The 20,433-nt window shown below is 61.0% G+C and carries 26 protein-coding genes; all 26 read right to left on the bottom strand.

From position 1 onward, the window contains the following. Positions 1-200: 200 nt before the first annotated feature. The 26 genes from FBY12_RS09550 to FBY12_RS09430 all read right to left on the bottom strand — a co-directional run bounded on the left by FBY12_RS09550 (position 201) and on the right by FBY12_RS09430 (position 20,433). Complete coding sequence (locus FBY12_RS09550; protein ID WP_145252718.1) at positions 201-995, bottom strand: DNA adenine methylase; 795 nt, start codon at positions 993-995, stop codon at positions 201-203. Between the two features lie 149 nt (positions 996-1,144). Then, positions 1,145-1,687 (bottom strand): lysis system i-spanin subunit Rz, encoded by a 543-nt coding sequence (locus FBY12_RS09545; RefSeq protein ID WP_145252717.1) that lies wholly within the window; start codon positions 1,685-1,687, stop codon positions 1,145-1,147. Next, the gene (locus FBY12_RS09540) at positions 1,669-2,232 is read right to left on the bottom strand and encodes a glycoside hydrolase family 19 protein (RefSeq protein WP_145252716.1); all 564 of its coding nucleotides are present in this window, start codon (positions 2,230-2,232) and stop codon (positions 1,669-1,671) included. Before FBY12_RS09540 ends, FBY12_RS09545 begins: the two co-directional genes overlap by 19 nt. Before the next feature lie 50 nt (positions 2,233-2,282). After that, positions 2,283-3,329: a phage late control D family protein gene (locus FBY12_RS09535; RefSeq protein ID WP_145252715.1), complete on the bottom strand. Its 1,047-nt coding sequence runs from the start codon at positions 3,327-3,329 to the stop codon at positions 2,283-2,285. Between the two features lie 90 nt (positions 3,330-3,419). After that, positions 3,420-3,626 carry a tail protein X gene (locus FBY12_RS09530; protein ID WP_145252714.1) on the bottom strand — a complete coding sequence of 69 codons (207 nt, stop codon included), beginning with the start codon at positions 3,624-3,626 and terminating at the stop codon, positions 3,420-3,422. Next, on the bottom strand, positions 3,601-4,446 hold the full coding sequence (locus FBY12_RS09525) for a phage tail protein (RefSeq protein WP_145252713.1): 846 nt from the start codon (positions 4,444-4,446) through the stop codon (positions 3,601-3,603). The genes FBY12_RS09530 and FBY12_RS09525 overlap by 26 nt, the downstream gene beginning before the upstream one ends. A gap of 9 nt (positions 4,447-4,455) precedes the next feature. Beyond that, positions 4,456-7,554 carry a phage tail tape measure protein gene (locus FBY12_RS09520; protein WP_145252712.1) on the bottom strand — a complete coding sequence of 1,033 codons (3,099 nt, stop codon included), beginning with the start codon at positions 7,552-7,554 and terminating at the stop codon, positions 4,456-4,458. Positions 7,555-7,592: 38 nt separating this feature from the next. Further along, a complete protein-coding gene (locus tag FBY12_RS27820; RefSeq protein WP_256663291.1) occupies positions 7,593-7,715 on the bottom strand; it encodes a hypothetical protein in 123 nt (40 codons plus the stop codon). After that, entirely contained in the window at positions 7,705-8,301 is a 597-nt protein-coding gene (locus tag FBY12_RS28010) for a phage tail assembly protein (protein WP_145252711.1), read from the bottom strand. Before FBY12_RS28010 ends, FBY12_RS27820 begins: the two co-directional genes overlap by 11 nt. 14 nt (positions 8,302-8,315) lie before the next feature. Beyond that, positions 8,316-8,819, bottom strand: a complete 504-nt coding sequence (locus tag FBY12_RS09510) for a phage major tail tube protein (protein WP_145252710.1) — start codon at positions 8,817-8,819, stop codon at positions 8,316-8,318. 12 nt (positions 8,820-8,831) lie between these two features. Beyond that, complete coding sequence (locus FBY12_RS09505; protein ID WP_145252709.1) at positions 8,832-9,998, bottom strand: phage tail sheath family protein; 1,167 nt, start codon at positions 9,996-9,998, stop codon at positions 8,832-8,834. A 104-nt stretch (positions 9,999-10,102) separates the two neighbouring features. Beyond that, positions 10,103-10,597 carry a DUF4376 domain-containing protein gene (locus FBY12_RS09500; RefSeq protein WP_145252708.1) on the bottom strand — a complete coding sequence of 165 codons (495 nt, stop codon included), beginning with the start codon at positions 10,595-10,597 and terminating at the stop codon, positions 10,103-10,105. After that, positions 10,597-12,015, bottom strand: coding sequence for a phage tail protein (locus FBY12_RS27805; RefSeq protein WP_256663290.1), 1,419 nt, complete (start codon positions 12,013-12,015; stop codon positions 10,597-10,599). The genes FBY12_RS09500 and FBY12_RS27805 overlap by 1 nt, the downstream gene beginning before the upstream one ends. Then, positions 12,008-12,616, bottom strand: a complete 609-nt coding sequence (locus tag FBY12_RS09490; protein ID WP_101207321.1) for a phage tail protein I — start codon at positions 12,614-12,616, stop codon at positions 12,008-12,010. The genes FBY12_RS27805 and FBY12_RS09490 overlap by 8 nt, the downstream gene beginning before the upstream one ends. Position 12,617: 1 nt before the next feature. Next, positions 12,618-13,499, bottom strand: a complete 882-nt coding sequence (locus FBY12_RS09485) for a baseplate J/gp47 family protein (RefSeq protein WP_145252707.1) — start codon at positions 13,497-13,499, stop codon at positions 12,618-12,620. After that, positions 13,496-13,822 (bottom strand): GPW/gp25 family protein, encoded by a 327-nt coding sequence (locus FBY12_RS09480; RefSeq protein ID WP_101207319.1) that lies wholly within the window; start codon positions 13,820-13,822, stop codon positions 13,496-13,498. Before FBY12_RS09480 ends, FBY12_RS09485 begins: the two co-directional genes overlap by 4 nt. A gap of 5 nt (positions 13,823-13,827) precedes the next feature. Next, a complete protein-coding gene (locus tag FBY12_RS09475; RefSeq protein WP_178111739.1) occupies positions 13,828-14,085 on the bottom strand; it encodes a hypothetical protein in 258 nt (85 codons plus the stop codon). A 53-nt stretch (positions 14,086-14,138) separates the two neighbouring features. After that, positions 14,139-14,702 (bottom strand): phage baseplate assembly protein V, encoded by a 564-nt coding sequence (locus FBY12_RS09470; RefSeq protein WP_145252706.1) that lies wholly within the window; start codon positions 14,700-14,702, stop codon positions 14,139-14,141. Next, positions 14,699-15,214, bottom strand: a complete 516-nt coding sequence (locus tag FBY12_RS09465) for a hypothetical protein (RefSeq protein WP_145252705.1) — start codon at positions 15,212-15,214, stop codon at positions 14,699-14,701. Before FBY12_RS09465 ends, FBY12_RS09470 begins: the two co-directional genes overlap by 4 nt. Then, positions 15,214-15,873 carry a hypothetical protein gene (locus tag FBY12_RS09460; protein ID WP_145252704.1) on the bottom strand — a complete coding sequence of 220 codons (660 nt, stop codon included), beginning with the start codon at positions 15,871-15,873 and terminating at the stop codon, positions 15,214-15,216. Before FBY12_RS09460 ends, FBY12_RS09465 begins: the two co-directional genes overlap by 1 nt. Beyond that, positions 15,870-16,190, bottom strand: a complete 321-nt coding sequence (locus FBY12_RS09455) for a hypothetical protein (protein ID WP_145252703.1) — start codon at positions 16,188-16,190, stop codon at positions 15,870-15,872. Before FBY12_RS09455 ends, FBY12_RS09460 begins: the two co-directional genes overlap by 4 nt. A 2-nt stretch (positions 16,191-16,192) precedes the next feature. Beyond that, a complete protein-coding gene (locus tag FBY12_RS09450) occupies positions 16,193-17,188 on the bottom strand; it encodes a major capsid protein (RefSeq protein ID WP_145252702.1) in 996 nt (331 codons plus the stop codon). Positions 17,189-17,250: 62 nt separating this feature from the next. Further along, positions 17,251-17,595 carry a head decoration protein gene (locus FBY12_RS09445; protein ID WP_145252701.1) on the bottom strand — a complete coding sequence of 115 codons (345 nt, stop codon included), beginning with the start codon at positions 17,593-17,595 and terminating at the stop codon, positions 17,251-17,253. Then, positions 17,592-18,752 (bottom strand): head maturation protease, ClpP-related, encoded by a 1,161-nt coding sequence (locus tag FBY12_RS09440; protein ID WP_145252700.1) that lies wholly within the window; start codon positions 18,750-18,752, stop codon positions 17,592-17,594. Before FBY12_RS09440 ends, FBY12_RS09445 begins: the two co-directional genes overlap by 4 nt. Continuing rightward, positions 18,752-20,227: a phage portal protein gene (locus FBY12_RS09435; protein WP_145252699.1), complete on the bottom strand. Its 1,476-nt coding sequence runs from the start codon at positions 20,225-20,227 to the stop codon at positions 18,752-18,754. The genes FBY12_RS09440 and FBY12_RS09435 overlap by 1 nt, the downstream gene beginning before the upstream one ends. Continuing rightward, a complete protein-coding gene (locus tag FBY12_RS09430) occupies positions 20,227-20,433 on the bottom strand; it encodes a phage head-tail joining protein (RefSeq protein WP_101209236.1) in 207 nt (68 codons plus the stop codon). The genes FBY12_RS09435 and FBY12_RS09430 overlap by 1 nt, the downstream gene beginning before the upstream one ends.

Below are 20,433 nucleotides of genomic sequence, written 5' to 3'. Positions count from 1 at the left end.
GTATATCTCTTCTTTAATTAATTAAACATCTAGGTTTTACTCAACTCGCTTAATAGCGTTCATTCAGTGTGGTCTCAACATGGGAGATCAATCGAAAGCTAGCTCACGAACCAATTCGGATGATCCTTGTCGCAATCCTATAAGGTTTATCTGCAGTTCCTTTTTTCGAAAGGTAATTCTCTGCATTGTTTTAGCGATATTTAGAACAATCCTCCCAACAGTTGAGGATCCCAATTCAAAACCACCAATTCCCCGCTAGCGGCTGCCTTGTTGAGGCGCTGATTACTGTTGCTGTATTGAATCTCAAGATACTCAATATGAAATCCATCAAATATCTTACGGATATCAGGATGATCGTTAATGCTGACCATCACCTTGCCTTTGCAGCGCCGCATGAAGTCGGCCATCCGTTCATAGTTTTCGAACGGAAAGTCCACGCCGTAACCGGCGGTCTGCCAGTAAGGTGGGTCCATGTAGTGAAAGGTATGGGCACGATCATAGCGTTCCGCGCATTCGAGCCAGGGTAGGTGTTCGACGTAGGTGCCGGACAAGCGCTGCCAGGCGGCCGAGAGATTCTCCTCGATCCGCAACAGGTTGATGGCCGGGCCGGTGGTGGCCGTCCCGAACGTCTGCCCGGTGACCTTGCCTGCGAAGGCATGGTGCTGCAGGTAGAAAAATCGGGCGGCGCGCTGGATGTCGGTGAGGGTTTCGGGGCGGGTCATTTTCTGCCACTCGAATACCTGGCGCGAACTCAGCGCCCATTTGAATTGGCGCACAAATTCTTCCAAGTGGTTCTGCACTACACGGTACAGCGTGACCAGGTCGCCGTTAATGTCGTTGAGAACTTCAACCGGCGCGGCCTGGGGCCGCATGAAGTACAGCGCGGCACCGCCAGCAAAGACTTCAACGTAGCATTCGTGCGGTGGGAAGAGAGGAATGAGGCGGTCGGCCAGGCGGCGTTTGCCGCCCATCCAAGGGATGATGGGTGTAGACATGAGAGCAAGACCTTTACTGTATGGATAAACAGGTGCTAGGCTCGCCGCGCTTCGTGCACGGAGTAAGAGCCTTGGCTGGACTTGCAGGGCCAATCTGCAGGGACGGCGGTTGGGTAGGATGTTGACGCATCCACCCCGGCCGCTCTTTTTCACTTCGGTGTTGAGACTTCTTTGGCGTAGGCCTGACAGGCCGCCAGGGCGATCAGTCCTTGGTCGCCGGCATCGGTGATGCCGATAATTCGTTGAGCATGCGCTGGGTCAAGTTGGGCTCTTGTGGCGCCATGAACCACGCCGCCGGTGGCGGTGGTGGCTGGCACTGAGTCGCCGCCGGCGACTGCGCCGGTGTCGAGTAGGACTGACAGGCGCAGATCAGCAGTGGCAAGACGGTCGCGCAGGCGACCTTGATCACGTTGGGCATCGCTCAAAACTCGGTAATGGGTTTGTTCGCTGGCAGAAAGCCGTTGCTCCAGGGCCAGACGTTTGTCCTGCTCGGCTTGCTGTTGCGTCGCGGCCGCTTGGGTTTGCTGATTCATCGTCTCGGCCTGCAGGCGGGCTAGCTCCGCCAACTGCTGGCCGTAACGCCAATCCTGAACCTGCCACGCCAGCGTGGCCGAACCGCCGGCCACTACAACCAGCAGTCCACCGATGGCCAGCAGCCGATACGGTGCTGGAATCAGGTCGACGAGACGCATAGCACCGCCCTCGCCCGCTTCCACAGCTCACACCGATCCGCTAATCCGTTAAGTCCACCATTGATCTTGCGGGTGATCGCGTCGAAGTCGTCCCGATCGGCCAGCGCATTCAGCTCGCGCACCCACCAGAACCATGCCGCGGACTCGGCGGCCCATTGCGGCAGCTCGAGCAGCTCAGGGGTGCGCAGCAATCGCTCATCACCGAACAAGGCCAGGCTGCAGCGCAGGTAGTTGTTGCGGCCGGTGATTTGGATCAGGCCGCGACCGCGATAGCATTGGCCGTCTCCGTCCGCGTCTGGTGTGTTGCCCAGGTTCGCGGCCAGATTGCCGGTGTCGTATTTGCTCAGGTACTGGTCGCCGCCCAGCTCGCGGACGTACTGCAGCTGGCCCGACTCATGTCCGAGCTGGGCCAAGAATGCAGCCTGACGCTTCGGCGTATTGATTTGCCGATGCGCCATCGCCGCGTTTAGGGCGGATACAAAAACGCCCGCTTGGCGGCGGGCGTTCGGCATGATGCGTTGCAGCTGTTGTTTCGTAACGGACATAAAAAATCTCCAGACATAAAAAACCGCACACAGGCGGCCATGGGATGCGTTTACGGTGCGACGCTCACCACCTTGAGCGGTGGTTTCGCGGCTTTCTTTTTCGTGCCTTTGGATTTTCCTTTCTTGCCGGCATTGCATTCGACGGTGGTCGACCAACCGGACTGGGTGAATACCTGCTCCACCGAATCAGCCAGATATTCGCCATCAAGGCCTTCCTTGAAACCCTGGGCAATAATGGGACGCTCGGCAAAGATGTCTGTCCGACCGTCCATTTCGAAACGCACGTCAGCGGTCGAGCGATTGAACGCCGCTAAGCGCGCCTTGGCCGCCGACTCGGCGGCCGTCTTGTTCGGGTAGATATGTCGATCGGTATGCACTGCCGGCAACCCTTCCGGGGCGTCCTCGTTGTCGATCGTGACCACCTCTAACTTGCCGCTCTTTTTATCTTGATGCTTGGTCGCCACGGCCTTGTGCGAGTTGCGATCGCCGAGGCTGAATTGCCAGCGGCTGAGGTCGCTTTTCGTCAGGGTGATCCCCCCGAACGACTTGCCGCTGGCCGTCTGGCCACCTTGGCGCGGCATAACCATCAATTTGCCGTCGACCACTTTGGCCGTGCAGTCGTATTGCTTGGCCAGGCGCGTGATGAAATTGAAATCCGACTCTCCGAGCTGGTCCACGCGAGCGACTTTCGTGGTCACCGGACACGCCGGCTCCCAGCCGTTACGCGCCGCGACATCGGCCACGATCTTCGACAGCGGCACGCCCTCCCAACTGCCGCTGCGGATGGTCTTACCGCTGCCGCGCATGTCGCTGGCCTTGCCTTTGATCACGATCGTATCCGGCGGGCCGGACACCTCGACCGTGTCCACCGCATAACGCCCCAGGCGCACCAGGGACGTCTCGACATAGCCCAAATAGATCTCGATAGAACTGCCGCGCCGAGGTAGCACCACCTGGCCGTCTCGGTCATCGATACGCAACTCAAACTCGTCGGAGTCCATCCCCGGCTTGTCCGAGGTGCGCAGCAACAACAACCGATCATTGATCTTGGCCGTCACATCGGCGCCGTCAGCAACGATTCGAAAAGTCGGGGTCATGAATTTCATCCAAAACAAACCCGCACAAGGCGGGCAAGAAAACAAAGGACCGTTACGCGTAACGCAACGCGTCGCCGGCGACGATCGAGATCAATCCCACAAGCTGACAACCTCGGCGGTCGGGCTGGGCAGATCCGGCAGAACAATGACCACGCCAGTGCGGTACGGCTGTGACTCATCGGCCAAGCCTTGATTGGCATCAAGCACGGCCTCGGTGCTGCCGTTCAAATGCCCGTAATAGTTATGGCAAATGACATCGAGCATGTCCCCATCAGACGTTCTGCATGTCGTCGCCATAGCGCACAAACTCCAAAGTGAACCCCTGTTTACGCGGAATCCCGCCGTGCAAAAACGCGCCCTGCTCGTCGCTGATCGTCTTCAGGCACCAGGTGCCAATCACTTCGCCATAACCCGTGGTCATAGTCAGCGGCTGAAGCCTGGCGCCGATCGAGCGCAGCGTATCGAGCTGCTTGAGGCCGCCCTTGAAACCCGGGTAGATCGTGCCCTTTAGCGTCATTTTCTCATCGCCTTGGCCGACCGCCTGCTGTGCCGGGCGGCGCGAGAGTCGTTCCTGGGACGCCCAACGGAATTCAGTCGAACGGCTCAGCTCGTCAAACGCCGCCGTGTCCAGATTGAAGTAATACGGCTCCAGCTTCGGGTCGCGCGGCTGAATGATCATCAGGTGCGGGAACGGCTTCACCGCCTCCGGCGCCGGCGTCGCATCACCGGCAAAGGCGCTGGTGGGCACGATGTTGGCCAACGCCGGACTGACCTTGCCGGCGATGTTATTGATCGCCGTCGCCGCCTTGCCAGCCTGTTCCTTGAGCACCCCTAATCGCTCCTGCACTTCGGCCGCCGCCCGGGTCGCGCGGCCATAGACCGCGACGACCTGGCCGACCTTGGCCTGTGCCGCGTTAACCCCGCGCATGACCCGCTGAAGCTTGGCGCCGATCGCCGGCCCCACGAACGGGATGTTTTCCAGCTCGGACGCCGCGCCAGTAATTTCACTGATCGCGCCGTTGACCGGGCCGAGCATGCCGTCGGCACTGCGCCGGCCGGCCTCCCCCGCGTCCACCAGATACTTGAGGCCCGATTGCAACTGTTCCATATACGCCATGCGGCCTCCTTAAAGGTGCGGTTCGTCGTAGAGCTTGGCGGCGTTCTGTTTCGCCGCATCCGCCATCATCAGCCGCATGTGCGGCATCAAGTCTTGGGCCAAGCGTTGCGGGTCTTTGACATCCCCCTGGACCGTAACCGGCATGTTCAGCGAATACTGAAACTGCTGATCCACTTTCGCCGGCACAGGCTTCTCGGGCTCCTTGGGCTTAATGGCCACGGCCGCCGGCTTGGCCTGCGCCTGCACGGCCAAGGCGCGGGCCACGTCGCCCAGCGCCGGCTCTTGCGGCGCCGGGGCCGAAGCCATCAGCAACGCACCGGAACCGTACGCCTGGTCGCCCGGAACGGCCGCGCCATTAACCGGCCGGGTCAGAGTGGCCAAGCTGGGAACCGCTGGCCCCGGACGCGGCGCCAGTAGTAACGGCGTGATCGGTGCGGCGGGCTTCTCGGGCGGTTTGTCCTCGGGCTTTTCATCCTCGCCCCCAAACAGCGACTTGCCCACAGCACCGCCGAGGACTTGGCCGCCTTGGCTGCCCAGGTACGCGCCAATCAAGCCACCAATGGCCGTACCGATGATCGGCACCACCGAACCAATGGCCGCGCCTGCTGCTGCGCCCGCCATGGTGCCCGCCAGCGAACCGGCGGCGGCGCCATAGCCTTCGGCCTTCTCGTCCTTGGTCTTGGCGTTTTCATAGGTATCGAACGCCATGGCGCCGGCTTCCATCAGCGAACCGCCGGGAATCATCTTCGCGGCTTTGCCAATCTTGCCAACCGCCTGCACCACCCCGCCCAGCTTGGCCATCGCACCGGCCGGAACCGGCACCGGTGGAATCGGCGGCACGGGTGGACGCGGCAGCGGAATGGGCGGACGCGGAACGGGTGGACGTGGTCCCGGAACAGGCGAACCCGGCACCGGTGGACGTGGCCCCGGAATCGGCGAGCGCACTACCGGAGGACGTGCCCCCGGCACTGGCGGACGCGGTCCCGGGATCGGCGATCGCACCACCGGCGGACGTGGCCCAGGGATGCGCGATCGCGAGCCACCACCGACCCGGGACGATCCGCCCAAACGCCGTGCAGCGCCGCGACGCCCACCACGACCGCGCCGGCGTTTTTCTCCCGGGCCGTCACCGCCGCCACCCATGGCATTCGCGTTAACCACGAACACCTTTTTGACGCCGTCGTCATCAGAGCCCGAAGCGCCGCCCTTGTCGTCATCGTCACCGCCGGAAACCGCCTCCTTGGCGATCGACACCACTTTGAGGCCGGTCGATATCAGGTCGAACTTGCCGGCCTTCTCGCCCTTGCCGTCCGCGTCGTCGCCATCCTCGTCGCCATCGACCGCTTTACCCGTGAGGGCTGCCACCGCCTTCAGACCGGTTTCCACCAGTGACAACGCTTTGCCGGCTTTGCCCTTGGGCGCATCGTCCTTGCCATCGCCATCGCTGTCGCCGTCCTGGGCGTTGGTGACAAAAACCTTTTGGATTTCGCCGGCCTTGCCCTTGCCGCCCAACGTACCGCGCGCCAGGTTGAACAGCCCTTTCCCCATCTTGAAGGAACTGAACAGCCCCGACAGAGTGACCAGTGCGCCACCGACCAGGGCAACGCCCGACACCACCCCGGGCGTGCTGTCAGACAGCGCCGTGATGCCCCGGGTTACTTTGGTCAACGTTTCGGCCACAGCGTCCGTGACCGGGCGCAGCGCGTCCCCCACGCTGCGCATGGCGTCATCCATCGACTGGGCCATTTCGGCCCACTTCTGTGAGGACGCTTCGCGCCGCTCACTGAGGTTTTTGTCCAGGATGCCCGTTGCGTCGCGCGAGTCGTTTTTAAGCTGGCTGTACAGCGCCTTGTTCTGCATATACGCCGACAGCGCGGCCTTGACCTGCATATCAGCAAACAGGTCGCCCGTGCGCAGGGACGCTTCCAGAGAGGCCATCATGGCCTTGGCTTTCTCCGGGTCCGCTTGCTGACTGATATCCGCCGTCGCCTTGGCCATCTCGGCCGCGCGCTTGGGATCAGTCGCCTGAATGTACTTCTGCGCCAACGCCATGCTGGTTTCGAGCGTGGACATACCGTTTTGCAAACCGGTCTGCATCGAGCCCTTGTAGTCGATGCCGGCCTTTTCATACGCCTTGACGGTATCGGTCGAGCCGATTTTGCCCATCCAGTTTTTCAGGTTGTTGGCCGCCTCATCAGCGCCGCCGGCAGACTTCATCTGCACCTGCAGCATGGCGCCCAATTGCGTCACCGCATCCATGCCGGTGATACCCAGGCCGCTCATGTTGGCCAGCAGTTCAGGGAACCATTTGGCCATGTCGGCCGCTTCGAAGCTGCCCGCCTGCCCCTGAAAGGCGATCGCCTCAAGGGCCTGCTGCATCTGCTTCGGGTCGGTGATCTTTGCGTTCTGCCCGAGGGCATTGATCATTTTCGCCGTATCGACGCCGCTGGACCCTTGCCCAACGACGAATTTGGCCGCGACCGGCGCATACTCCAGCGCCTTGCTTAAATCCATACCGGCGCCAACCAGCTGGTTGACCACGTCGGCCACGTCGTTACGTGCCATCCCCGTTTCACGCGAGGTATCAATGATCTTGCGCGATACCTCCTTTTCTTGAGGCTTGTTGGCAATGCCGGCCTTGATCGCGATGTCACGAACGATCGCGCCGAAGTCCGCACTGACCTTCGTCGGCACGGCCATAGCACCGATACCCACGACAGCGGCCCCGACCGTCTTTTTCAAGCCGTCAGAACCGTCCTTGATTTGTTGGTGCCCCCGGGCTTTCAACTCAGCTTTGTTGGCCGCTTGCCCCATGGCCCGATAGGACTTCTCCAGACGCCCGACTTCAACGCCCTGTTTTTTCAAGCTGTCGAGGTTGGAGTTCAACCGGTTGAGCAATTTGGACGCGCCGGCGGCGCCGCTGTCGTGGGCTTTTTTCCACTCCTCACGCAAGCGGATAGTGTCGCCAATTGTGCGTTGCAATACGCGCGCTTTGGCGCCTTCCGCCTCAAGGCGCTTGATCCGCCCTGTCACATCCTTGAATGCAGCGCCGACCGAAGAACTGACGGCACCACCAATCACCAGCCCGAGGGCGATTTTGTTCGCCATGTCATGGCCCCTATTTGCACAGCCTTACCGAAGGCGGCTCAGTCCGTGAGCCACCACACCATTTCCGCAAACGGCATTGACTGAATCTCGGCGGCGGAAAATCCGGTTTCCGCCGCCAGACGTTTCGCGGCCATTTTTATGACGCTGGGATCAAACCCCATCGTCGCGCACCAGGCGAAAATAGCCGGCCTGCAAACGGTAGTAATCCACCAACTTCAGGCCCTCCAGCTCGCCGACATTGACGCCGGTCAAATTGGCGAACAGCACCACTTCGCGGCGCACTTCATCACCACCCGACTCACGATTAGCCGCCCGAACATCGAGCACAGTCGGGGAACGCATGACCAACTTATCGACCATGACTCCGTTGATTTCGACGGGACATAACAGCGTCACCAGCGCGTTATCCGGCGTGACGGAGAGCCAGGCGGCTTGCTCTTTGGCGTCCGAGAATTGCGGCACCAGTTGCTCGTAACCGGCCTGCAAGCGGTGGTAGTCGACCAGCTTCAGGCCTTCGATATCTTTGATACCCATTTCCGCGAGCCCGGCGAACAGCAGCAACTCGCGCTGCTCTGCATCACCCTGCACGGCCGCATCAGCCGCCAGTTCCTGGCGCAACGTCGGTGCGCGCAGGGTGACCTTCTCGACCTTCACCCCGTTGGCTTCGCTGGGACGCGACAGGGTCACGACAGCGTGCTCACCGGTGAGCACCAGCCAATCCGGCATTTTCTTAATTGCTTGAGTCATCTGGATCTATTCCCTCAGAGGCCGAGTGCGGTGCGCACTTCCGCGAGCTGGTCTTTGCCGTCGATGACCTGAATACCGGCGACCATGTCGATTTCGTACATCAGGCGACCGTCGATTTCGAGTTTGTAGTAATTGACGGCGATCGCGTGCTTGATCTCCGCAGGGTCGCCGGCCTTCCAGTCGCCCAGATCGACCTCTTTGAGCCGGCCGCGCAGGGTAGCCACGACAGCGGTCACCGTGCCCTTCTGCCCCTTGAAGGCACCACGGAACGACGCGTTGAACGCCGTGCCGTCGGCCAGACCGAAGAACTTCAGCGACTCACGGCGAATGCCCTTGGTGACAAAGGACGCCTCCATTTTTTCCAGGCCCTGATCCATTTCAATCTCGCCGGCCATGCCGCCAGCGCGATACGCATCAGTCTTGGTGGTCAGCTTGGGCAGCGTCAGGCTCGGCACGTCGCCGGTGAAGTTCACGCCATCGACGAACAGGTTGGTGTTGAACAAAGTTTGAGGAATCATTTACGTGGCCCCTTAGGCTGCTTCAAGAACTTCGGTCATCCACTGATCGGTGACTTCGAAAAGGAAATTCGGGTTTTCTGCCGGCGGCACGTCGGTGAAGCGGATGCGCCAGTAAACTTTGCCCTGGGCAATCTGGCTGGCCGTGTTCAGCTCCAGATCCGGGAACACTTCAAAGTTGATGATTGCGCCCTGGGCTTTCAGGTCGCGCATGAATGCGTCCAGCCCGTCGGTGACGTCCTTGACGTAAGTTTTCGTGATCGAGCGGTCAACCGCCCACTTGTGCCCGGCCTGTACCGCATCCATCAGGATGAACAGCGTGCGAACGCGGGTAACGAACGCCCATTTCGGATCGCTCGACAGCGTGCGGTTGCCCCAGAGGCGGTAACCGTCGTCACGGATGATCGTTGCGATATTGGCGTTGTTCAGCAGGTTGGCTCGGCACGTCTCGTCGCCGTCCAGGTATTCGACTGCGCGAGTGGTGCCGGTGATGCCGGTTAACTCCTTGTTCGACGGCGACCCCCAGAAGCCGTATTCCGCATCCGTCCAGGCGAACAAGCCCGCTACCCAGGCCGAGCCCGGCGCATCCACCGTCTTGCTGAGGGTGGTGTCCCAGTACTGCACACCCGGATCGACCATGAACAGGTTGCGACTGCCGAAGTTATCGGCGTAAGCCATGGCGGCCTCATCCGTAGTACCTGGGCCGTCGAGAATGCCGATCGCGCGCAGCTTCTGCGCCAGGCTATCGAGCGCGGTGGCCACCGCTTGCGTGGCGGTGTGGCCCGGGGCAATCAAGAGCCGCGGCTGGGCGTTGAACAGGCTTTTACCATCGAGCAACGCTTGCAGGCCGGTACGCTGACCCGAGGCTAGAACGCCGCCAATGATCGCCGAGGTTTGCAGCGCCGCGTCTTCCATCTTGGGCACGCCGATGGCGACGATCACCGCCTTGGCCTTGGTGTAGATCGCCTGGCAGGCTTTCGTGATAGCCGAGTCCGCGCCGAAGGCGGCAATGGCTTCGCGCTCGGTGGTGATCAGCTTCAGTTCGCCAGCCTTGGCCGTACCGCCGCCGAGGACGCCCGGGGTAAAGGTGGCGCAAAGCCCGATGATAGAAGACGACGGCAGCGAAATGGTGCGCGCACCGGTATCGACCGAAGTGGTGGTAACGCCGTGAAAGAAACTCATAAAGCTCGATCTCCAGAAACGAAAAAGCCCCGCATAAGCGAGGCTGCTAGGGTTGTTCGTGTTACGCGTAACGGAAAAGAAAACGCCCCGTCAGTGCGGGGCGTTTATTCGGCGATCGATTCAGGATCAAGCGCTGTCTTAGGCGGCGAATCCGGCCAACCGAGTGCCAACATATCTCCCCGAAACTCTCCGATCTTGACTGAGTTCAACAAATCACGCTCGCGATCGAAACAGGCCTGAACATGCTCCCGAACGGCTGTCGCGATCGTCACTAACTGAGCCGCATTACGCTCGATAAAGCCGGCGCCGGTCTTCCAGCTACAGGAGTAAGCCGGATCAAGGATCGCCGACACCGCAGCACCGGCGATCAGGGCCTGGCCGTCTCGGGTCGTATCTATTAAAAAGCCATCAACGGTAATGCCTACGCCTTCGCGCTTGTACCGTTCAGCTGCGATCAAGGCCGGATAATCCACCTCGGCAGGCGGCCCCGCCGCCAGCGCCAAAGCTTCAGCAGCTCCGATCGGGGATAGACCTTTAGGCGCATCCTTTTCTTTATCAAAAGCAAAAACTTTTTTGCCACCATCCACGAAGTAATGCATTACGAAACCTCATACCAGGTCTGAAGCGTGTAGGAGCCGGGCGGAACCGAGTAGGTCGCACCGGCGGGAACCACAAAAGTCCCGGCAATGCTAAAACCAGCAGAGGGAAAAGACCCTCCGAACATCGTGGCTCCGTTGACGACAAGCGCGCAGGTCTGATTCACCGCCGTTGTTACCAATGCCACGTTAACGATCATCGATCGGCCAGTAGTGTTTGTATAGGTGACGTTCAATGCACGGCTTGCAACAACGTTATTAACCGACTTGAACCATGCCCCCATCCGAACTTTCAGCGTCGCAGGCGTGACCGCCGCAGCCATTTCCGTGCCTGCATCCACTTGCGCCTGAGTCGCCACACGAATTAGGCCAAGCACGTCAGCCGTAGTCGCTGGAATGGCGCCAATGGCGGCACCCAACCGCGCCGCCAGCGTTGCCGGCGTGACAGCTCGCGTCGTATCAATACCCGTATCAACTTGTTCTTGAGTCGCTAGCCGAATCAATCCAAGCGCCTCCGTAGCGGCCGCTGGGATTGCGCCAATAGCCGCAGACAATCGGGCCTTGAGCGTCGCCGGCGTCACCGCCGTAACCGAATTCGCACCAGTATCAACTTGCTCCTGAGTCGACAAACGAACAAGGCCATACACGGCGGTAGCTGCCGCTGGAATAGCGCCAATGGCCGCAGACAATCGCGAAGCCAGCGTTGCCGGCGTAACAGCTCTTGCTGTATCCGTTCCCGCATCAACGTGCTCCTGATTTGCCAGCCGCATCAAGCCAAAAAAAGCAACGGTAGCCGCCGGGATAGATGTGAGGGCCGTGGCTAAACGCACCGCTAACGTAAGCGGGGTAACAGCCGACGATTTGTCATCACCAGCGTCAACGGCCTCCTGAGTAGCCAACCGCACCAAGCCAAACTTGGTGGTTGAGGCGGCCGGAATATCAATTATTTTCTTATCAACGTAGTCGCGGGTGGCCAGCACCACCGACGGGTCAATCTTGAGCGTGATGTTGCCGGTGCTGGAAACGATGAAATTCATCCGCACCACTTGGGTGCGGCCGGAGCCCTGCGACAGCATCGGCTTAAAGCTCGGCGCGCAGTTGGCCACCGCCACCAGATCCCCGTCAGCGTCATACAGACCGATTTCGCGAATCCAGCGCCCGCCCTCATCGGCCGGGATAATTTGCTCGGCGATGATCACCGCCGTGTTGGCCGGGTCAATGCGCAGCTGATTCAGCGGACGGCGCCGCCACTCGTTAATCAGCCGCGTTTGCGCCTCGCTTGGGATCGGGTCGGTGTCATTGGCATCACCCACGCCCATTTCGGTGATTTTCCAGGGAATACCGAGTGCGTCGGCATTCGCCTGTTTGGCTCTCCCCACTTTCGTGAGGATGGCGAAAAACTGGGAATTCGCATCAATCATAATAAACGTCCAGGGTGTCTATGGAGTGTTCGCGGCCAACCACACCGAAGCTGCCAGTGACCTCAATGTCACGCATGACCGGCGGGTAAACGTCGATTTCGTCGCCCTCATAGAGGGACACCGCAATGTTCAAATTGCCTTGAGTTTCGAGGCTGATCGCCAGACCCGTCAGGTGCCGGCTGACCGGCTTGGCGTCGTCAATCAGCCGCTCAAGCTCCTGATACATTTCCTCGGTGATGCCGGTGTCGAGAACCCCGACCTTTAGCGCGAACGTGCCCGGGATGCCCTCCGGCACCATCTTGAACCACTCGATAATCTCGATCAGGTAGCCCAGGGGCTCAACTACCCGGCGCAGCGCGCCGATGGTCCCCTTGTGAGCGTGGATGTAGTAAGAGGCCTTAATGGCCGCGCGCTTGGTCGCCTCGCTCCACCGGTAATCCCAGCGGTCCACCGACCACGCCCACGCCAAGTGCGGCAGCAAATGCACCGGACAGGTATCGGCGTTGTACAGATCGCGCAGCGGGACAATGGTCTTTTCGAAAAACGCGGCCTCCATGGCCCGTTCCAGTTGCGTGCTATTAAGCGGCAGTAGACTTTTCATATCAGCCCGCCAACTTGACGGTGTAGCCCGTACAGAACGCCGCCTGCGCCTTGGTCGGTGCCAAGTCCTGCCATCCGACCAGCTCGACCCGGGAAACGCCGGCAACGTGCAACTGGGCGTCTACGCCAGACCGCGCCACCTCAACGCCCAACCGCTTGCGCGGGTTGATCCACGCCGCCAACCGGCTTATCGCTTCGGCCAAACTGGCATCCGCTTCAGGGCCAGCGCCAGCCATGTGCAAAATCGCCTCGATCTTGTAGGGAATCACCTGGGCGCTCTGCACCGTGACCCGATCGCACACCGGCCGCACATTGTCGTCATTGAGCGCGGCGGCCACCGCAGCCAGCAGCTCAGGCGGGGCCACGCCCTGCCCTTCCAAACCCAGCACCGTTACCGTAACGAAACACGGCGCCGGGCTTTCGGCCGTGGCGTCCGCCACCAATCCCGAGGCGTTACGGGCGTGCAGGATGTAGCTGTTACGCGGGCCAGCCGTGGTCAGGCCCTCATAGGCCAACTGGATACGCTCGCGGAACGGGTCGTCTTCTTCCTTGACCTCCGGCACCGGCGGCACGGCCAGCAGATCCTCGGCTTGGACAACCAGGCGCTTCAAATTGACGTTCGCGCCCAGGTGATCGAGGTCGCCGTCGATGGCGTGCGCGAGCAAAACGGCCTTGCCGGCATCGTTAACACGGGCACGGTTGCCGACCTTGATATAAGCGGCCACCTCCAGCACCTTGACCACCGGATCACTCTCCAGCTTGGCCGTCCAGTTGCCGCCCATGTAGCCGCGAAACACGCCTATTTTTTCTTCGTAAACCTCTTCGAAGTCCAGCGGTTCCAGCACGGTAGGCGCCGGCAATGACGACAGATCCACGATACTCATACGGCCACCTCCAGCGTGACGCCGTCGCCCAGGTAAACGCCGGCGATCTTCAGATTGACTCGCCCACCTAACACCGACAGAACACGCACCTGATCCAGTTTCAAACGCGGCTCCCAGCGCCCCAGGGAGCGAGCGACTTCAGCCTGTACCGCGCTTTTCCAGCCTTCGTTCACAGGCAAGTCTATAAACCGCCGTAACTTGCTGCCGTAGTCCATCCGATGCCGGCGGCTGCCTAACGGCGTGCCCAAAATGTCAGCAATGGACTGCCGCAAATGGTCGATGCCGGAAATGGGTTGGCCTGTCTGGCGATCCATTCCGATCATCTACATCACTCCTTCAGAGGCTCGAATTCCGCGCTGGCCTTGAGGTAAGCCAACGCCTCGGCATCGGCCGGCGCTACCTCGACCTGTGCCTTCGCCACCAACAACGTGCGGTTACTTGGCGGGATGATCAGGGTGCGCGAGGTGTAAACCTTGTCGCGAAACTTCAAAAACTGAGTGGTCGGTGCTGCCAGCGTCAGCGGGCGTTCTGCCACGTCGAGCTGCGATTGAACTTCACTGACAGGCGTGTTGAGGTTCTTGGACATGTGCTTCTCCAGGCATGAAAAAACCCGCGCTTGGCGGGCTGTCGTGGTTGAAATTAATGCTTGTGGTGGTTGCTGTTCCCCGTCGTGTCGAGGATCGCCATGTCGCCGGTGATGTTCTGTGTAACGTGCAGCGGACCGTCGATATTCACCGCCCCTTTCAGGTTGATGGTCCCGGACGTTACGGTAACGGCGCTATCAGTTACGACCGCTTGCGTCCCGCCGACCCTGATGGTCATCGTGCCGCTCGGCAGCGTGATGGTGTAGCTCTTGGCCTGCCAGTCATAGACCAGCGAGCCGCCGTCATCAAACCGCCAGACTTCCACATGGTCGCGGTTATCCGGCGGCGGGCCAGCATTCCCGTACAGACCGGGAATGAAGGTTCCTTGCCCCAATTCACCGCTGGCACTGATCAACGCTCCCTGCTCGCCGAGGGACGGCGCCCGCCAGTGCCGCGCCTTGCCGGCGGCGATGCTGTGCCAGCGCACCCAAGCGCTGGTCCACTCGCCATCCGAGACGCGGCACACCGGTGGCGATGCCGCCAGATCAACCGCCACCACGTAACACGCCTTGACCACCCCGGCCAGCATGCGATCGTGCTGGGCGCTTGCGTAGCTCACATTTCCCCCGAGGGGACGAAGTTCTCTTTAACATCCTCGTTAAAGCCGAACAGCAGTGAGCCCGGTGGCTGGTCAGGCCACGGCCATTCTTGCGGACCGAGGTAGACTTGCTGCGTCCACTCCACCAGCCAGACGGTGTAGCCATCCAGCGCTGGTTGCGTCCAGTCCTGCAGGGCCTGCACAAACTCCGCCGGCTCGACCTCCAATCCCCACGTCTGCGCGCGCAGTATCACGGCAAGCTGGGTCGCCAATTGCACGGCCTGCTGCTGATGATGCGGCCGGATCGGGTCCACGATGATGCGCGCCTCGAATTTGCAGACCAACGTGGTTTCACCGGTGCCTATGTCGACACCTGGCTCAATCTCAGCCAGTTCCAAGAACACCGCCGGCAACGCGATACGGTCTTGGATGTTCGGCCAGGCACTCACGGTCAGAACCCCCGGCAGATTGGCCTTCAAGTGGTGTTCCACCGCGTGATACAGCAGCTCCAGATTAAAGGGCTCGTCGGGCATTACGCGATCCTCTTGAGGTACTTCTGCAGCTCGAAGTTGAGCTCCTGTTTCAGGATTTCCAACAGGCGCTCATCGGCTTTTCGCACCCAGCTTTCGAAGTGCGGTCGGGCTTGCTCCAGCGAGACTTTGGCTTTCGCCAGCGGAAAGCGGCTGCCGTTTTCAGCAACCCAACCGGAACTCGCCCCGTGCCCAGGTGATACCGTGCTGTCGGGGTAATCGTCGCCATTGAAATGCTTGCTCGCCGTGCGGATCCAGATGTCCGGTTTGTTGCCATAGACCTTCTTGAGAAACGCGCCTTGATAGCGCCGACCTGCCACTGACACCCCACTGCCAGCCTGCCGCGCTCGGCCGATCCGGCTGGACTCAATGGCGTTCAAACCAAACCAGAGCTTGCCGCTCGAAGCGCCACCTGACACCGGGTAACTGCGCAACCGCTGACGCACCGCCGCAACGGCGATGCGCTCTTGTCGACTGACGGCTCGGGCAATGTGCGTACGCAACCATCCCAACGTCTTGTTGATCGCGCGCCGGTGCGCCGTCGCGGCGGCTTTGGGCACCAGCTTGGCGAAGTCCTGAAACGCTAGAAGATCGGCCGCCGAAGACTGGATAGAAATCATCCCACCGCCGGCCGAGGGTTTGAAATGGCTACCGACACTCATGGGCGCATCCTCAGGATCAAGGCGACTAAGCCGTCGCCGCTGGGCTCCAGTTGCACCAGGTCGTAATCGCCGCCGCCATCCAAAGCAGGCAAATCGATGCTGACCATTTGACCACGCTCAAGCCCCACCGAATCGCTGACGCGGATTTCGAAACGAGGTTCACGTAAACCGGTGTTGAGCTTGCCGAGTTTGGGCTGCAACCAAGGCGCGGCGAACATGCCGAACACTGGTTGTTCGCGACCCTCGATCCGTGCGGTATCGCCCAGCGTCTCGAAAACCACCGCATCGACCTCGGCGACCAGGTCGCGAAAGCTCACGCTCAGAGCTCCAGCAGGATCTGTGCGCGAGGCCGAGTGCACAGGTGCAGCGGGTTGGACTGCGCTTCACCGGCCATGCCTTTGTTGAATGGCAGCGGCTCGATCATGCTGTAGTACGGAATGCCCTGCGTGTTGACCGTTTCCATGTAGTCAGCCGGCGCAAACACCGAGAGGTACAAATCCGGAACGCCCTCAGGAATCAGCAGCGCCTTGTCGTCATGAACAAAAGACACACCGGCAACCTTGCCACGGTAACGCTCCCAGATAATGCCGCCGAACTCGAAACTCTCCCGCGCGTCGCCACGCAGGGCGGCTGCTTGTTGGCTATTGAGATAGGTTTCTTTGACCGACTTGTGCACGATCAACTTGTTCCAGAAATTCTTACCGCAGAAGGCGCGAGAACCGGTGCTGGTCACGCTGCCGAGCGCATCTTCCTGCATGTCCAACGCTTCACCGCTTTTGACCCGCAGCTCAGTGCTCGGATCGGCCAGGCCCATGGACAACTTCTGACGCGACACACCGAAGCGGTCATACAGATCCAGCAGCACCGTCTTGCCATCGGCATCGAGAATCAGGCCGTTGAGCGCGCCCATGCGCTGGAATTCGTGGGTCGCGTCCAACTGACGGCGTGCTTTGGCCAAACGGGCATTGACCACGTCCTGCACCGCCTGCAACTCGGTGCGAGTACCGAAGGCGCGAATGCCTTGGATTTCGTCGGCTTTGATGGTGAAGCGCTCCGGCAGGTGCACGGTGTTGAACGGGATCAGGTTGCGCTTGCTGGCTGCGACTACCAGGCCGGAGCTGCCTCGCTCACCGGCAGGGACCAAGGCCAGCGTGTCGCCGTCCTTTTCGATCTGCACGGTCAGGGTGGTGATCCCTTCCTCGCGAAACAGGCCCAAGGCACTGATGCGCCCCGGCAGGTAGGGTTGATCATTGAGTGCGGCAGTCAGCGCAGTCACGGTAAACGCTTCGTCGTCAAAAATGGCGATGTCGGCCATGGGTACTCTCCAGAAATGAAAAACCCGCTCAAGGCGGGTTGGGTGAACAGGGCTGAGGGGGCTTAACGAACGATCAAAGAATGAGTGGCCAGATCCTTCTCGGCCTCCGGATCCAGCCCGGTCAGGTGCACTTCGCTGACCTCCGCCATCCGCACCACGGCGCGTCCCCGACGCACGATGTCCGACTCGCCCAATGGACCGTAGAGAATCGCAACAGCCGCCTGCGAACCATCCTCAGCGGCCGGGTCATACGGTGCGAATTCGCCGGAGGCGGTCACCAGCCCAAGGACTTGACCCGGGTTCAGCGCAGGGCCTGCGGCGACGTTGATCGTTTCTCGCGAAATGTTCCCCGCGCCTTCGGACAGGAGAAACTCACCCGCGTGGATCGGCTCTTTTTTAATCGTCATGCTCTTGCTCCTTTCGCGCGGTGCGCGGTTCCAGTTTGAGCCGCTTGTCGCGAAGCCCAGATCGAAGTGGGATCAGGTTGTTTGGCCAGCACCTTCGGTGCTGGGTCATTGTCCAGCGGCAGGCTGTTGTCGATTTCAAAGCCCTTACCGCTGGTGACAATCTTGTCGAACAGGCGCGCGCGCACCGCCGCAGCATCCAGGCCCGCCGCGACGTATTCGGCGCTGAACTCCGGCAAGCGGGCGGCCACGCAGAGGTCATTCACCGCTTTGGCGCGGGTCAAGCCGGCCAAGACGATCTCTTCGCTTTCGAGCTGGGTCGAATTGAGCAACGGCTCGATCAGGTTGCTGATGCCTGCCGCCGCGCAACGCTGGGTGATCATCAACGCCAATTTGGCCGAGTCGACCACGATCGGAACCAGTGGCGGCTCGATCGGCTCAGGATCCGTTTCGGGATCCTCTTCAGGCGGTTCGTCGAGCTGGGCCAGCAACTCTGCCGGCGCGTGCTGAAACCGCTGCAACACCGCGCCCTGTCCGATGCAGGCCTTGACCTTGACCCCGTCGCCGACCTCATCGGCGAGGCCCAGGGCTACCGCTTCATTGGCGGTGAGCCAAGTTTCCGCAGCAACCAGGCGCCGCAGTTCGACCTCATCAACGTCGGGCGCCTTGGCCTTGTACGCCGCGATGATCGCCTCCATCGTCTGGTCAAGCACGTCGGCCACTTTGCGGAAGTTGTCAGCGTCCCCGGCCGCGTAGGTCCAAGGGTTGTGAATCATCAGCATGGCGTTGGCCGCGATCACGACCTTGTGTGCGCCACACACCGCCACGCTGGCAGCACTGGCGGCCAACGCGTCGATCCGGCCGGTGCAGCGCTCGCCCAGACGCGACAGTGCGTTATGCATTGCCAACCCGTCGAACAGATCCCCGCCGATGCTGTTGAACGCCGCGACCACCGGCGACACGCCGTCGTCCATGGCGCGCAGGTCCTGCACGAACTGATTGGCGGTGATGCCCCAGGTGCCGATTTCCCCATAGACAAAGACTTCGATAACGCGCGAGGTGGCCTCGCCGCTGGCCTGAACCGCGTACCAGGTTTTGTCTTCGACCTGCACCTGCTTGCCCGCCCGGTTGTAGATGCGCGGTCGCGCTTTCTTGCTCATCATTGCTCCTTGTCGTCGTTGGTTTCGACGGGATCGAGGGTGTTGTAGTTGAGGCCCAGTGCCGTGGCACGGGCCAGGTCAGCGGCGTTTTCCGCGTCGACGGTTTCGGCGTCGTAGCCGGTGCGCAGGACCATCTCGCTACGCGAAGCGAAGCCGGCCTGCACTTCCATGCGTCGTGCCTGCACGTCCTGCACCGGCTGGATGTAAGCCCAGCCCTGCGGTACCCAACGAGTACGCAGGTAGTCGCGGCGCTTCTGCGCGTAAGCAGGCAGTTGCAAGACACCCGACAGCACCGCCATGTCCATCCAGGCAGCCCGAACCGGGCGGCACAGTTGGTGGACGTAAACGCTGAATTGCAGTTGTTCCAGGCGGCGTCGAAATTCGGTCAGTACCACCCGCAATGCTCGGTCGTTAATCCCGCGCATGTCACCGGTGAGAATTTCATAAGGCGTACCAGAACCGGCGGCGGCCGCCATCAGTTGCTGTCGCATGAAGTCGGGGTAGTTGTTGCCCGCATCCGGCGGCTTGGAGAACTCGACTTCCTCACCTGGTCCTAGCTCCTGCATCGTGCCGGGCTCCAGCGCCACCATCGGGGTGAAGCCGTCTCGATCCAGATCCAGCAACTGGCCGGTAACCGGATCGCGTGGCGTTTGCCCAGAGTCCGGCGCAGGGCGACTGATGAAGCCAGCAAACAAGTTCGCCACTTCCTGCCGGAACAACACCGCATCGTCGTAGTTGTCGAGGCTGCGCAGGCGTTTGAGCACCGGCGACAAACGCGGCACCCCTCGCAACTGACCGGGCTCGACCGGCTCGAAGATGTGCAGCACCTGGGCGGCCGGGACGCGCACCAGTTGGTTGTAACCGGCGTTCAGTGATGCCGCATCGCGCGGATGTGCCAGGTACATCCAGTACGCCACCCGTTTCCCGCCGGGCGTGAACTCGATTCCGGCGCGGATAACGTTGCCGTTTTTGGTGGATTCAAACTTGTCGTGCGGCACAAACTCCGGCGCCAGGATCTGCAACTGCAGCGGCACGGCCAGACCTTCGTTCTGACTGCGCGGTCGCAACCGCACGAAGCATTCGCCCGAGGTTTCCACCGTGCGCGCGACCAAGGCTTGCTGGCCGTAGAAATCGGTGCGCTCATCGGCGTCTGATTCATCGACCCAATCGCCCCACAACTCCTGCAGCAGCTTGCGTAAAGCATCATCATCGGTCGTCGGCCGTGGCGTAATGCCCGTGCCGATCAAGTTGCTGACACGCTTGTCGATTACGTTGAAGGCATACGGGTCGTTGCGAACCGCCGCCCGTGAACGCGAGCGCAAATTGCGCAGTGCCGGGGTGTTGATGCTGTTGATTCCGTTGTCCGGAGCATCCCAGCCAGCGGATCGGCGCCCTTCCCCGGCGCCCTCATAGCTGGCCTTGATGTTCGACGGCAACACGAATCCGTTACGGGTCAGCGTCGGATAGCGAGCCATTAGAGTCCTTTGCCTCCGTGGTATAGCCGCACGACACGCGAGCGCGCTCCAGCGGCATTGACCAGCGAGGAGCGAATCTCTTCACGAGCCCTCAGCAGCTCGTCGACGGTGCGGTACTCCACGGTTCGGTCGGTGTAGCGCACGGTTTTCTCGCCGCGAGCGATGGCCGCCTCAACCGCGTCGAGGTGCTTCTGGGTAAATGACAT

This window comes from Pseudomonas sp. SJZ131 (assembly GCF_007828705.1).
Taxonomy (GTDB): Bacteria; Pseudomonadota; Gammaproteobacteria; order Pseudomonadales; family Pseudomonadaceae; genus Aquipseudomonas; species Aquipseudomonas prosekii.
The sequence above is the reverse complement of the archived record's forward strand: the minus strand, read 5'-3'. Positions and strand labels throughout refer to the sequence as shown.